The sequence below is a fragment of the Tepidibacter formicigenes DSM 15518 genome (assembly GCF_900142235.1).
Taxonomy (GTDB): Bacteria; Bacillota; Clostridia; order Peptostreptococcales; family Peptostreptococcaceae; genus Tepidibacter; species Tepidibacter formicigenes.
This window is the reverse complement of the sequence record NZ_FRAE01000066.1, coordinates 1-14,495: the sequence shown is the minus strand read 5'-3', so window position 1 is coordinate 14,495 and position 14,495 is coordinate 1. Positions and strand designations below refer to the sequence as shown.

The window sequence follows — 14,495 nt, the reverse complement described above, 5'->3', positions numbered from 1 at the left end:
AGATACCCGATAATGAAAGATTTAGAGAAAGAGAACTTCCTAGATATGGGAGAGGACGAGGAAGCGTATCCCTTTGGGATAGAAACAGACGAGAAGACTTACAGATATCAATGTTTGGAGTGTGGATTTGAAGAAGATGTACCTAGGTTTATTATTGATGAATTTATTGAAGATGACTTTTTTGCTTCTGGTTGTGATATTGAGAATTTTGAAGTAAAAATGCCTATACTTATATGTCCAAAATGTAATGGTGAATTAGTTTCAAAAAATACAGATGAGTAGCTCTGCTACTCATCTGAGAGTATCACGAAGTGATATTTTGTTCTGGAAAAAGTTATTGACATTGTTAAAATATTGATTTAAAATATTAAATGATAATAATTATCGTTACCAAATAATAAGGGGGGTGAATGTGAATGAGTATAGTAATATACGGTGGACATGATAGAATGGAGAGAATTTATATAGATGAAGCTAAAAAAGTTGGATTAAAGGCAAAAGTTTATACTTATGGTAGAAATGATATTAGAAAATCAATTGGGAAAAGTGATGGTATATTGATATTTACTGATACAATTTCACATAAAGTAGCAAGTACTATTTCTAAAGAAGCTAAAAAGAAGAATATACCAATAATTGTATGCCATAACAGTAGCAAAACTTCATATAAGAATACAATTAAAGAATTTGTATCGTAATTTAATCTTTAAAGGAAAAATTATGCAATAAATATATGGTAAGAAATAGAAAAAATATTGACAATTAATATCAATAGATATATAATCTGCATAGAGATCGACAATCATAATCAATAGATTGTTTTGTACAAATGATAATTAATATACATAAAAGCTATTTAAATAAATGGGAGGAATACATATGACATTAGCAATGGTTAATACAGGTAAGGAAGTTGTATTAAAAAGTATAAACTGGGGGCCAAAGATGAAAAAGAAACTTCAGGATATGGGCTTAACACCTGGAGTGAAAATTAATGTTATATCAAATGATACAAATGGATCATTTATTATTAATGTTAGAGGTTCGAGATTAGTTTTAGGAGGAGTAGTTGCTCAGCAAATAATAGTAAATTAAATTTGGGGAGGTATATATATGGTAAAAACATTAAGAAATTTAAAACCAGGGGAAAGTGGAGTAGTTTCTATAGTAAAAGGGAAAGGATCTTTAAAAAGACGTCTTATGGATATGGGGATTATTAAAGGGACTGATATATATGTGGAAAAAGTAGCGCCTTTAGGAGATCCAATAGAAGTTAAGGTTAAAGGGTATAATTTAACTTTAAGAAAAGAAGATGCAGAAAATATATTAGTAGATTAATTTTTAAAAAAATAATGATAATGATTATTTTTTTAAATTATAAATGAAAATGATTACTAATATTAAGGAGGAATACAATTGAGTAAAAATATTACAATTGCTCTAGCTGGTAACCCCAATAGTGGTAAAACCACTCTTTTTAATGCTTTAACAGGAGCTAGACATCATGTAGGAAATTGGGCTGGGGTTACAGTTGAAAAAAAAGAAGGAAAATTAAAACATAAAAATAGAGAAATAATTGCAGTAGATTTACCGGGTACATATAGTTTATCACCATATTCAATAGAAGAAAAAATAGCAAGAAATTACATAGTTGAAGAATCACCAGATGTAGTAGTAAATATTGTAGATGCTTCTAATATTGAAAGGAATTTATATTTATCTGTACAACTAATGGAACTTGGAAAACCTGTTGTTATAGCACTTAATATGATAGATGTTGCTCAAAGTAGGGGATATAAAATAGATATAGAAAAGTTATCTAAACTACTAGGAGTTCCTGTTGTTCCTATAATCGCAAGTAAAAAGAAGGGAATAAATGAATTATTAGATGCTGTAGTTGGTATAAGTAAAGGAGACATATCTTGTAATGTAAATCCTATTGATTATGGAAAAAATATAGAATCTAAAATTGAAGAAACAATAAATGAGTTAAAGTCGAATTTTAAGTTCTCAAAATATGATTTAAGATGGCTCGCTTTAAAAGTTATTGAAGAAGATGAAGAAGCTTTAAAATTGGTGAAGTTAGATTTTAAAGATAATGAGGAAATAGCAGTAGCTAATGAAATTTCATTAGAAGATGATTTAGAATCTATAATAGCAGATAGAAGATATAATCATATAACTTCTATAATTTCAAAAACAATTAAAAAGTCTAAAAATAAAGGATTAACTACTTCAGATAAAGTAGATAAAATATTAACTAATAAATGGTTAGGACTTCCTATATTTGGATTTATAATGCTTGGAGTATTTTATTTTACATTTGATTTAGTTGGAAATGTATTTTTAGATATGATAGATGTGTTTTTTGCTGAAACTTTATCAGGCTGGGCAGCAGCGGCTCTAACTTCAATTGGAGCATCAAAGTGGTTACAATCTTTAATAGTAGACGGAATTATTGGTGGAGTTGGTGGAGTACTAGTATTTTTACCTAATATAGCATGCTTATTTTTAGCTATATCTTTACTTGAAGATAGTGGTTATATGGCAAGAGTTGCATTTATAATGGATAAATTAATGAGAAAAATAGGATTAAGTGGTAAGGCATTTATACCTATGATACTTGGATTTGGTTGTAATGTGCCAGCAATAATGGGAACAAGAACACTTGAAAATGAAAAGGACAGACTTGCTGCTATACTTATAAATCCATTTATGTCTTGTTCTGCAAGACTTCCGGTATATACATTATTTGCAGCAGCATTTTTCCCAGGCAATGAGAAATTTGTTGTATTTTCACTTTATATATTAGGAATAATTGTTGCAATAATTGTTGGACTTATATTTAAAAAGACATTATTTAAATCGGATTCAACACCTTTTGTAATGGAGCTTCCACCTTATAGAATACCTACGTTAAAAGGAACTATATTAAATGTATGGGAAAAAGTAAAAGGATTTTTATTTAAAGCAGGTACGCTTATATTTGGAGCGAGTATGGTTCTTTGGTTTATATTAGGATTTAATTTTTCAGGACCAGTTGATTTAACTGAAAGTATAGGGGCAGGAATTGGTAGAGTATTTGCACCTATATTTGTACCACTTGGATTTGGGAATTGGCAGGCAGCACTTTCATTAATTACAGGGATACTTGCTAAAGAAGTTGTTGTAAGTAATATGTCTATTATATATGGATTAGGAGAAGAAGCAGCATCAGGAGCATTTGCTCAAACTTTATCAGGAACATTTACACAACTTACAGCTTATGCATTCATGGTGTTTGTACTTCTTTATACTCCTTGCGTTGGGGTAATAGGTGCTATTAAAAGAGAAACAAATTCATGGAAATGGACAATGTTTTCGGTTGTATATCAATTTGGGATTGCATGGATTGTTGCAATGCTTGTGTTCCAAGTAGGGAGATTACTTGGATTTTAAGGAGATGATATTATGGGTAATATAGTGACTATTATAATAGCGGGAATAGTAATAGGATATGGATTATATGCACTTAAAAAAAGTGTAAAAAAAGAGGTACAACAAGGAGCTTGTAGCAGATGCAGTTCTACAAGTTGTAGCTTTAAAAAAAGTAGTTAATTTTAATAATTACCTTCCTTTATTATGTAAAGGAAGGTTTTTGTGGTAATAACAAATGATAAAATTGGGGAATAGTTATGATAATAAATAAATTAATTCAATATATACAGAAAATTTTTAAAAAAGTTAATAATCAGCAAAGTGAAAATGATAAATTTGATGAAATTCAAGATTTAATAAATGAAAAAGAAGATATTAATCAAATTTCTAAGAAAACAAATTTATTAGCAATTAATGCATCTATTGAAGCAGCACGTGCAGGGGAATATGGAAAAGGATTTGCTGTAGTTGCTGATGAAATAAGAGTTTTAGCTGAAAAAAGTAGTGAATCTGCTAATTATACTGCTAATATAGTTAAAAATATTCAAGATAATATTTTAAATGTACTTGATTCATCAACAAAACAAATAGAAGAGATGAAAAAGGGAATGGAGCTTATATCTATAACAAGAGATTTTTTTGAAAATATTTGTAATCAAAGTGAAGAATTAGATAAAGAAACTACTAAGATAAATGAAAATATAGAATCTGCTTTTGAATTTACAAATGAGATGAATATAAAAATGATGGATATTTTAGCTTTAACAGAAAGTTCTGATGAATATATTCAGAGTATAGTATCTCATACTCAGCAGCAATCTAAAGCTATAGAAAAAATGATAAATTCACTAGAAAGGTTAAAAAATTATAATACTAATTAAAAATTTTATATTAGTTTATATAAAAAGGTGTAATAAAACCTCCGATATTTGTATCGGAGGTTTTGTTTATAATTGAAAATTGTATTTTAGAATTATATAGTATAAATATTTTTGTTCAAAATGAAAAAAAGGGGTAATTTTTATAATAAAGATACCGATAAATATAATAAGTTAATTTGTCGAATGGTGTCGATGGCGCAATTATAAATAAGGAGGCATATTATGAAATTTACAATTAAGACAAAATTAATCAGTATAATATTGTTATTAATAGTCATACCACTTTCGGTTTTGGGTATTACATCTTATGAAAAGTCAAAAAAAGTACTTCACCATCAATTTAGATATTCTATTGAGGAATTAAATAAAAATATTGAAAAGTCTATTGAAAATTATTTTGATGGATATAAGTATGGTGTAGAGATGATTAGTAAAAATATAGATGCTGAGCAAATATTAATTCATCCAGAATATGAACCTTACTTAATAGAAATATTTAAGGATTATATGGAAAGTTATCCAGATGCATCTCAAATATATATGGGAACTATAGATGGTGGATTTAGAATATATCCTCAAGCAGACTTAGGATCAGATTATGATCCAAGAGTAAGACCTTGGTATAAAAAATCTGTAGAAAAGCAAACTACTGTATTTACAGATATATATGTGGATGTTGTTAGCGGAAAATCAGCAATTTCTATAGCAGCACCAGTATATGAAAATGGAGATAAAAGTAAATTAGTTGGATCGATAGCTATAACAATACCATTGGACAAATTATCTGATAGAATGAATTCTATAAAAATAGGGAAAAAAGGATATCCATATATATTAGATTCTAATGGAAAATTTATAACACATAAAAATCCTGAATTAATAGGAAAAGAAATAAATGTACCACAAATAAAGAAAACTTTAGATAGTAGTAAAGAAGAAGGAATTGTAGATTATAAGTGGAAAGAAGCTGATGGAAGTATATCTGAAAAATTTTCTGTATATAAGAAGATTCCAGAACTTGGATGGACTGTTTTATCAGCACTTTATGTAGATGAAATTAAAGATGATGTTAAAGGTATACTTATTAATGCTGTGTTAATAGGTATGAGTATACTTATAATTGCATCAATATCAGGTATAATTATTGCTAATAAACTTACTAACCCTATAAAAATAATAGTAGATAATATGAATAAGGTAAAAGATGGAGACTTTACCGTAAAATCAGATATTAAATCAAATGATGAAATTGGAGTATTATCAGATAATTTCAATATAATGGTGGAAAATGTTAAGAATCTTTTAGTAGATGCAAAAAAGGTAAGTGAAGAAGTAACAGGAGCTGCAACAAATCTTGCAGCAACATCAGAAGAAACAAGTGCATCAAGTGAAGAAATAGCAAAAACTGTTGAAGAAATAGCAAGAGGAGCAAGTGAACAAGCAGAAGATGCAGAAAATGGAGCAAAGTTTGCAGCTAATTTAGATGATAAGTTCAATAAGTTGGCAAATAACACTAATACAATGTTTAAAAGCGCAAGTGAAGCAATGGAGATAAATACATTAGGAATTAATGTAGTTAAAGAGCTGAAAGAAAACACAGACTTGAACAATGAATCTATTAATAAAATAGAAGATGCAGTAAAACAATTAAGTGAAAAATCAGCATATATAGAAGATATACTAGATACAATAAGATCTATAGCAGAGCAAACAAACTTATTGGCACTTAATGCATCTATTGAAGCAGCAAGAGCAGGAGAAGCTGGAAGAGGATTTGCAGTAGTTGCTGAAGAAATAAGAAAGTTAGCAGAGGGATCAAGTGATGCAACTAATGAAATAAAGGAGATAGTAGATGCTATTCAAGAAGAAAGTAAAAATACAGTGCAAATTATGAATGAAGTAAAAAATGTTACAATTAATCAGACAAAATCAGTAAAAGATGTTAATAATGCATTTAAGAAAATTTTAACATCAATAGATAGTATTGCAAATGAAATAGAAGAAGTTAACAAATTTGTAAATGAATTAATTAAAGATAAGGACTTAATAGTAGATTCGATACAAAATATATCAGCTGTATCAGAAGAAACGGCAACAGGAGCAGAAGAAGTTACAGCATCTGTTCAGCAGCAAGCTATGGCAGTTGAAGAAGTTGCAAGAAGTGCCCAAAAGCTTAATGAACTTTCTTTAAAACTTAATGAGCAAGTAGATAAGTTTAAGATATAAGAGAGTATAAAGGTCTAAAGGATTAAAAAAGGAGGAAAATTATGAAAATGACAATTAGAACCAAAATAATTATATTGATTTTAGCGTTAATAATAGTACCTCTTTCAACATTAGGAACAGCATCTTATATAAAATCAAAAGATGTATTGCAAAATCAGTTTAAAAAATCTATTGAGGAGCTAAATAATAATATTGGAGGGTCTATTGAAGATTATTTTAATGGATATAAAGATGGTTTAGAAATGATTAGTAAAAATGTTGATTTAGAACAGATAATAAATCATCCAGAATATGAACCTTTCTTAATGGAATTATTTAAGGATTATATGGAAAGTTATTCAGGAGTAACATATATATATTTAGGAACTAAAGATGGTAACTTTAGAATATATCCTAATGAGGATATGGGAAGTGATTATGATCCAACATCAAGACCATGGTATAAAAAAGCAGTAGAAAAGCAGAGTGTTATTTTTACTGATGTATATGAAGATTCTATTACCGGACAATTATTGATTTCTTGTGCAGCACCAGTATATGAAAATGGAGATAAAAATAAATTAGTTGGAGTAGTAGCTATAGATTTACTTTTAGATGAAATATCAGAAAAAGTAAGTTCTATAAAAATAGGACAAAAAGGATATCCATACATTCTAGATTCAAACGGAACAATAATTGGACATAAAGATAGTGAAAAAATAGGTCAAAAAACAAGTGTATCAGAAGTTTTAAAAGGTATAACTAATAATAATGATTCTGGATTTGCAAAGTATGAGTATAAGGATTCTAATGGTAAAATATTTGAAAAAATTTCTGTTTATGAAAAAATGCCAGATATGGGGTGGTATGTAGTATCTACAATGTATATGGATGAAATAAAAAATGTTACTAAAGTTATACTTGTTAATGCTGCTTTAATAGGCTTAGTTGTACTTATAATTGCATCGATAATAGGTATAATATTTGCAAATAAACTTACTAACCCGATAAAAGCAATAGTAAGTGATATTAATAAAGTTAAAGATGGAGATTTTACAGTAAAATTAAATATAAAATCAAATGATGAGATAGGAGTATTATCAGATAATTTCAATGTTATGGTGGAAAATGTAAAAAAACTTTTATTAGATGCAAAAAAGGTTAGTGAAGAAGTAGCAAATTCTGCAACAAATCTTGCGGCAACTTCAGAAGAAACAAGTGCATCAGCTGAAGAAGTTGCTAGAACAGTTGAAGAAATAGCAAGAGGAGCAAGTGAACAAGCAGAAGATGCAGAAAATGGAGCAAAGCTTGCATCTAATTTAGATGATAAGTTTAATAAATTGGCAAATAATACTGATACAATGTTTAAAAATGCAAATGAAGTGATGGAGATAAATACACTAGGAGTAAATGTTGTAGAAGAACTAAAGGAAAAAACAGATTTAAATAATGAATCTATTAATAAAATAGAAAGTGCAGTAAAACAATTAAGTGAAAAATCCAGCTATATTGAAGATATATTAGATACAATAAGAGCTATAGCTGAGCAGACAAATCTGTTAGCGCTTAATGCATCGATTGAAGCAGCAAGAGCAGGAGAGGCAGGAAAGGGATTTGCTGTTGTTGCTGAGGAAATAAGAAAGCTTGCAGAAGGATCAAGTAGTGCAACTAATGAAATAAAAGAAATAGTAGATGCTATTCAAGAAGAAAGTAAAAATACAGTTCAAATTATGAATGAAGTTAGAACAGTTTCAATTGAGCAAACTAAATCAGTAAGAGATGTGAATGATGCATTTGTGAAAATATCAAAGTCAATAGATACTATTACAAATGAAATAGATGATGTTAACAAGTTTGTAAATGATATAATTAAAGATAAGGATTTAATAGTAGAATCTATAGAAAATATATCAGCGGTATCAGAAGAGACTGCTGCAGCATCTGAAGAGGTTACAGCATCAGTTCAACAGCAAGCCATGGCTATTGAAGAAGTAGCTAAAAGTGCAGAAGTTCTTAATGAACTTTCTTTAAAGCTTAATGAACAAATAGACAAATTTAAAATATAAAGATATAAAAATGCTAAGACTTAAGTCTTAGCATTTTTGCTGAAACAAAATATAAAATAAATTATAGATTGATGTCGAAAGATTTATGTTATAAAATATAATAAAAACAATATAAAAATTCAGAAAAGGGGGAATTTTATGAGGGTTTCAATTAGAACAAAAATAATTATATTAATTTTAGCATTAATAGTAATACCACTTTCAACTTTAGGGACAATATCTTATATAAAATCAAGAAATGTATTGCAAAAACAATTTAAGAATTCTATGGAAGCATTAAACAACAATATTAAAGAATCAGTTGAAAATTATTTTTATGCATACAAAAGTAGTTTGGAAATGATTAGAAAAAATGTTAATCTTGAAGAAATAATAAATCATCCAGAATATGAACCTTTATTAATGAAATTATTTAAAGATTATACAGAAAGTTATTCAGACGTTTCTGTAATATATATAGGAACTATAGATGGAAATTTTAGAATATATCCTAATGCAGATTTACCAGAGGGATATGATCCTAGAGAAAGACCTTGGTATAAAAAGGCTGTAGAAAATAATGGCATTATTTTTACTGATGTATATGTAGATGCATTAACTGGTAGTATGATGGTTTCTTGTGCAGCACCAGTTTATGAAAATGGAGATAAATTAGTTGGAGTAGTTGGTATAGATATACCATTAGATGCATTATCTAATAAAATAAATTCTATAAAAATAGGAGAAAAAGGATATCCATATCTTTTAGATTCTAATGGAAATTTTATAACACATAAAAATTCTGAATTAATAGGGAAAGAAATAAATGTACCTCAAATTAAAGAAGTTGTAAGTAGTAGTTCTAATCAAGGAATTGTAGATTATAAGTGGAAAGAAGAAGATGGAAGTTTATCGGATAAATTTTCTGCATATAAGAAAATACCAGATCTTGGATGGACTGTTTTATCAGCGCTTTATGTAGATGAAATTAAAGAAAACACTCAAGGAATACTTACTACTGCTGTGTTAATAGGTATAGTTATACTTATAATTTCATCAATAGTAGGAATAGTGTTTGCAAATAAAATGACGAAAGGCTTAAAATTAATAGTAGATAGTATGAATAGAGTTAAAGATGGAGACTTTACAGTAAAACTAAATGTTAAATCTAGAGATGAAATTGGTTTGGTGGCAGACAACTTCAATATAATGGTAGAAAATGTTAAAAAACTTTTGGTTGATGCAAAAAATGTAAGTGAAGAAGTAGCAAATTCTGCAACAAATCTTGCTGCAACTTCGCAAGAAACAAGTGCATCAAGTGAAGAAGTTGCTAGAACAGTTGAAGAAATAGCAAGAGGAGCTAATGAACAAGCAGAAGATGCAGAAAATGGAGCAAAGCTTACATCTAATTTAGATGATAAGTTTAATAAATTAGCAAATAATACTGATACAATGTTTAAAAATGCAAATGAAGTGATGGAGATAAATACATTAGGAGTAAATGTTGTAGAAGAACTTAAGGAAAAAACAGACTTAAATAATGAATCTATTAATAAAATAGAAAGTGCAGTAAAGCAATTAAGTGAAAAATCTAGCTATATTGAAGATATATTAGATACAATAAGGTCAATAGCAGAGCAGACAAATCTATTGGCACTTAATGCATCAATTGAAGCAGCAAGAGCAGGAGAGGCAGGAAGAGGATTTGCAGTAGTAGCTGAAGAAATAAGAAAGCTTGCAGAAGGATCAAGTAGTGCAACTAATGAAATAAGAGAAATAGTAGATGCTATTCAAGAAGAAAGCAAAAATACAGTTAGTATCATGAATGAAGTTAGAAATGTTTCAATTGATCAGACAAAATCTGTACGTGATGTGAATGATGCATTTGTGAAAATATCAAAGTCGATAGATACTATTACAAATGAAATAGATGAAGTTAACAAATTTGTAAATGATATTATTAAAGATAAGGATTTAATAGTAGAGTCTATAGGAAATATAGCAGCAGTATCAGAAGAGACTGCTGCAGCATCTGAAGAAGTTACAGCATCAGTTGAGCAGCAAGCCATGGCAATTGAAGAAGTTGCAAAAAGTGCAGAAAAACTTAATGAACTTTCTTTAAAGCTTAATGAGCAGATAGATAGATTTAAAGTATAACATAAAAGGACTTAGAAATTAGAAGTATAAATTAAAGTGTGCAAATTTCCTAAAATTATTACTTATAAAGGAAGTTGCACACTTTTTTATAATGAATAGGAAATTATAATCCTTTTGAATTGTGGATAAATATAATTTTCGTTATGAATTTTAAGCAACGGAATTCGTTAGAATTCGTTGGCGCTATGAAATTTTAAAAAAGTCTACATTTAAAATCTTTAGAATGAAGACTTTTTTATTAACTATCTTTCAAATTTTCACAATTAAAACAGTATCCATATAATTCAAACTTATGATCTGTTAAAGTGAAATTTTTATTTTTTGATAATTTTTCGAAACTGCTAATAGGACAAAAGTCTATAACTTCAGTTTTTCCACATCTTTTGCATATAATGTGATGATGATGCGTAGTAGTAGATATTAATTGGTATAGCGATATACCTTCTTTAGTTAGTATCTTATGTATAAGGTTTAAATTTTCCAAGATTTCTAGATTTCTATATACTGTAGACATATTAGTTTTAGAATAAATTTTTTTTGACTCATTAAATAATGTTTCAACTGAAATAAATTTATTATTGTATGAAGTTAGAACTTGTATAATTGATTTTCGTTGTTCGGTTATTTTATAGCCATTAGACTTTAAGCTTTCTAACAATTCCTTCATGCTCATAAAACCAACTCCAAATATTAATTAAATTTCTAGATTAATAATAACATATTTAATGTAAAAATAACAAATCTATTGACAAAATTAACTCGTTGACATACTACAGTTATTTGGTAAAATAATGATTATAAATGCAAATGACTTGCGATAAGGAGGGTATAAAATGAAACTAAAAAAGATTTTAGTATATCTACTAATGATAATTATGATAATAAATATGAGTGGTTGTAATTCTAATAGTGTAGACAATGCAATTGAAGAAAAAAATACAAAAGAAAAAATAAAAGTAGCAGTTTCTATAGTGCCTGAAGAAACTTTTGTTAGGGCAGTAGGTAAAGATTTAGTGGAGGTTGTTACTATGATACCACCAGGACATAGTCCTGCAAATTATCAACCAACACCTAAGCAAATGGCTGAGTTTAGTGAATCTAAAGTATACTTCTCTATAGGAGTACCTACTGAGCAAGTTAATATAATACCAAAGTTAGAAGATTTAAATAAAGATATAAAGTTAGTTTCACTAGCAGATAAAGTAGGAGAAATATATCCACATAGATATTTTATAAAGGATGATGAACATGGCCATAATCATAGTGGAAGAGATCCACATATTTGGTTATCACCAAAAAGAGTTAAGGTTATGATAAAAGTAATAAAAGATGAGTTAATAGCATTAGACCCAGAAAACAAATCTACATATGAAAAAAACGCAGAAGAATATTTAGGAAAGCTTGATGAACTTGACAATGAAATTAAACAGACTTTAAGTTCTGTAGAGAGACAATCATTCATTATTTACCATCCAGTATTTGGATATTTTGCTGATGATTATGGTTTAAATATGATTACAATAGAAGAAGAAGGTAAAGAAGCTACAGCTAAGAAGTTACGAGAGGTTATTGATTTTGCTAACAAAGAAAATATTAAATTTGTTTTTTATCAAGAAGAATTTAATAGTACTCAAGCTGAGGCAATAGCAAAAGAGATAGATGGAGCAACTGTTAAAGTAGCGCCTTTGGCATCAGAGTATATAGAAAATCTTAAAGCTATAGTAAATAAGTTTAATGAAGTATTAAAATAGGAGGAATTTGGATGTACGATATAGAGGTAAAAGACTTAAGTGTCTATTATGGTTCAGTATGTGCACTCAAAAATGTTAATTTAAAGGTGAAAAATAAAGAATTTTTAGGGATTATAGGACCAAATGGTGGAGGAAAGACAACACTGCTAAAAGTATTGTTAGGGTTAGTAAAGCCTACAAATGGCTCTATTTTTATAAAAAGGGACAACACAGTTGGGTATGTCCCTCAATTCACATTTTTTGATAGAGACTTTCCAATTAATGTTATGGATGTAATTCTTATGGGGAAGCTACCAAAAAAGTTTAAATTATTTCATAGATATTCTTCACAGGATAAAAAAAGAGCAGAAGAAATTATGAAAAAACTAGGGATAATAGAGTTTAAGAATAGGCAAATTGGGCAGTTGTCAGGAGGACAGCTTCAAAAAGTACTTATAGCTAGAGCCTTAATTAATGACCCTAAAATTTTAATGCTAGATGAGCCTACTGCTAGTATAGATTCAAAAACTAAGATAGAAATTTATGAAATGCTAAAAAAATTAAATAAAGATAAGACTATACTTATTATTAGCCATGATATGCAAGATATATTTTCGTATATTGATAGTGTTATATATATAAATAAAACATTACAATATTATAATCACAGAAATAATCTAAAATTAAATAAAAAAGTTTTTAAAAATGAAACAGCATATACAGAACTAAAGGAGAGGTAGGGAGAGAAAAAATGATTGAAGCACTATTTAGTTATACATTTATAAAAAATGCTTTTATGGCTGCTATTTTAGCTAGTATAGTTTGTGGAATGATAGGAACAATTATTGTAGAAAAAAGACTTGTCAGTATGAGTGGGGGAATAGCACATACTTCCTTTGGTGGAATAGGTCTAGGATATCTATTGGGTATTGAGCCTATAATAGGAGGACTTATATTTTCAATAATAGCTTCATTAAGTATATCAAAAATAAAAAGAAAGACAAATACGAATTCAGATACATTAATAGGCATGTTTTGGTCTGTTGGAATGGCATTAGGTATATTATTTATATCACTAACTCCTGGGTATCCACCTGATATGACATCTTATTTATTTGGGGATATTCTTACAGTTTCAACCTTATATATCAAGATGATGCTAATATTAAGTATTATAATAATAATTTCTATTACTAGCTTATTTAATTATTGGAGAGCATATTTATTTGATGAGGAATTCGCTAAAGTATTAGGAGTAAATATTTTAGTACTTGAATACTTTTTATATATTTTAATAGCTTTAAGTATAGTAATACTTATAAAAGTAGTAGGTATTATTTTAGTGTTAGCTTTATTAACTATTCCACCAGCAACAGCTAAGTTATTTACCTATAATTTAAAGGATATTATGATACTGTCTAGTTTATTTGGAATAATATTTAGTCTTAGTGGATTGTACATATCTTACCAGTGTAACATTCCTTCAGGTTCAACTATAATATTATTATCAGTAATAGGATATTTTATTTCTACAATTATTAGAAAAATTATAAATAAAAATAAAATTAAGTAAAAAATAAGTTTTGTATTTTAGGGTTAATTATACTATTGATAGTATTAATAAGTGCTTAAAGGAATTATAAGTAAATTTTAAAAACACATGTTATTTTTAATAAATATTTATTAAAAATAACATGTGTTTTTTGTTCTAATGCTTGTCTTAATTTCATAATATTTAGGTAGTTGCAAAATAGAGTGAAAGGTTATCCACAGAAAAATTGAGTTGAAATTACTAAATAGAAAGAGTTATTAACAGTAATATTCAAAAAAAGACGCAGTTAAATAAAGGTTCAGTAAAACCTTTTTAAAAAGGATATAGAGTTTAAAAAAACTTAAGCAATTAAAGATTTAATAGCAAGAGGATTGTGGATATTGTTAGTCTTAAACATTAAAACAAACGCAACTAACTGAGAAATACAAGCCAGTAAAACATCAGCTTTTAAAGAAACAGTATTTCTAACTTTAGATGATTTGATTTGAATAAAGTTTTTTAGTTGAGA

The 14,495-nt window shown here is 27.9% G+C and carries 14 protein-coding genes; 13 read left to right on the top strand and 1 reads right to left on the bottom strand.

The window, feature by feature from the left end; genetic code table 11:
* The 10 genes from BUA77_RS13925 to BUA77_RS10740 all read left to right on the top strand — a co-directional run.
* Positions 1 to 282: hypothetical protein (locus BUA77_RS13925; protein WP_159428978.1), on the top strand; the 282-nt coding region annotated here is incomplete at its 5' end.
* A 134-nt stretch (positions 283 to 416) separates the two neighbouring features.
* Positions 417 to 698, top strand: a complete 282-nt coding sequence (locus BUA77_RS10780) for a DUF2325 domain-containing protein (protein WP_072890072.1) — start codon at positions 417 to 419, stop codon at positions 696 to 698.
* A 181-nt stretch (positions 699 to 879) separates the two neighbouring features.
* Positions 880 to 1,095 carry a FeoA family protein gene (locus BUA77_RS10775; protein WP_072890065.1) on the top strand — a complete coding sequence of 72 codons (216 nt, stop codon included), beginning with the start codon at positions 880 to 882 and terminating at the stop codon, positions 1,093 to 1,095.
* A gap of 18 nt (positions 1,096 to 1,113) precedes the next feature.
* Positions 1,114 to 1,338, top strand: a complete 225-nt coding sequence (locus BUA77_RS10770; protein ID WP_072890062.1) for a FeoA family protein — start codon at positions 1,114 to 1,116, stop codon at positions 1,336 to 1,338.
* Between the two features lie 78 nt (positions 1,339 to 1,416).
* Positions 1,417 to 3,438 carry a ferrous iron transport protein B gene (gene feoB, locus BUA77_RS10765; RefSeq protein WP_072890060.1) on the top strand — a complete coding sequence of 674 codons (2,022 nt, stop codon included), beginning with the start codon at positions 1,417 to 1,419 and terminating at the stop codon, positions 3,436 to 3,438.
* Positions 3,439 to 3,450: 12 nt separating this feature from the next.
* Positions 3,451 to 3,597: a FeoB-associated Cys-rich membrane protein gene (locus BUA77_RS14200; protein ID WP_084605723.1), complete on the top strand. Its 147-nt coding sequence runs from the start codon at positions 3,451 to 3,453 to the stop codon at positions 3,595 to 3,597.
* 77 nt (positions 3,598 to 3,674) lie between these two features.
* Positions 3,675 to 4,298 (top strand): methyl-accepting chemotaxis protein, encoded by a 624-nt coding sequence (locus BUA77_RS10755; RefSeq protein ID WP_072890058.1) that lies wholly within the window; start codon positions 3,675 to 3,677, stop codon positions 4,296 to 4,298.
* 222 nt (positions 4,299 to 4,520) lie between these two features.
* A complete protein-coding gene (locus BUA77_RS10750) occupies positions 4,521 to 6,524 on the top strand; it encodes a methyl-accepting chemotaxis protein (protein ID WP_072890056.1) in 2,004 nt (667 codons plus the stop codon).
* Positions 6,525 to 6,565: 41 nt separating this feature from the next.
* Positions 6,566 to 8,569, top strand: coding sequence for a methyl-accepting chemotaxis protein (locus BUA77_RS10745; RefSeq protein ID WP_084605721.1), 2,004 nt, complete (start codon positions 6,566 to 6,568; stop codon positions 8,567 to 8,569).
* 138 nt (positions 8,570 to 8,707) lie between these two features.
* Positions 8,708 to 10,705 (top strand): methyl-accepting chemotaxis protein, encoded by a 1,998-nt coding sequence (locus BUA77_RS10740; RefSeq protein ID WP_072890052.1) that lies wholly within the window; start codon positions 8,708 to 8,710, stop codon positions 10,703 to 10,705.
* A gap of 238 nt (positions 10,706 to 10,943) precedes the next feature.
* On the opposite strand, the gene BUA77_RS10735 is transcribed toward BUA77_RS10740, so the two are convergent.
* Positions 10,944 to 11,378 carry a Fur family transcriptional regulator gene (locus tag BUA77_RS10735; RefSeq protein ID WP_084605720.1) on the bottom strand — a complete coding sequence of 145 codons (435 nt, stop codon included), beginning with the start codon at positions 11,376 to 11,378 and terminating at the stop codon, positions 10,944 to 10,946.
* Between the two features lie 160 nt (positions 11,379 to 11,538).
* Here BUA77_RS10735 and BUA77_RS10730 point away from each other — a divergent pair, with 160 nt between their 5' ends.
* Genes BUA77_RS10730 through BUA77_RS10720 form a run of 3 tightly spaced genes read left to right on the top strand, consistent with a single transcriptional unit; the run spans position 11,539 to position 14,008 of the window.
* The gene (locus BUA77_RS10730; RefSeq protein WP_072890050.1) at positions 11,539 to 12,456 is read left to right on the top strand and encodes a metal ABC transporter solute-binding protein, Zn/Mn family; all 918 of its coding nucleotides are present in this window, start codon (positions 11,539 to 11,541) and stop codon (positions 12,454 to 12,456) included.
* Positions 12,457 to 12,467: 11 nt separating this feature from the next.
* The gene (locus BUA77_RS10725) at positions 12,468 to 13,175 is read left to right on the top strand and encodes a metal ABC transporter ATP-binding protein (RefSeq protein WP_072890048.1); all 708 of its coding nucleotides are present in this window, start codon (positions 12,468 to 12,470) and stop codon (positions 13,173 to 13,175) included.
* Between the two features lie 11 nt (positions 13,176 to 13,186).
* Positions 13,187 to 14,008 (top strand): metal ABC transporter permease, encoded by an 822-nt coding sequence (locus BUA77_RS10720; protein WP_072890046.1) that lies wholly within the window; start codon positions 13,187 to 13,189, stop codon positions 14,006 to 14,008.
* The last annotated feature ends 487 nt before the right edge of the window (positions 14,009 to 14,495 follow it).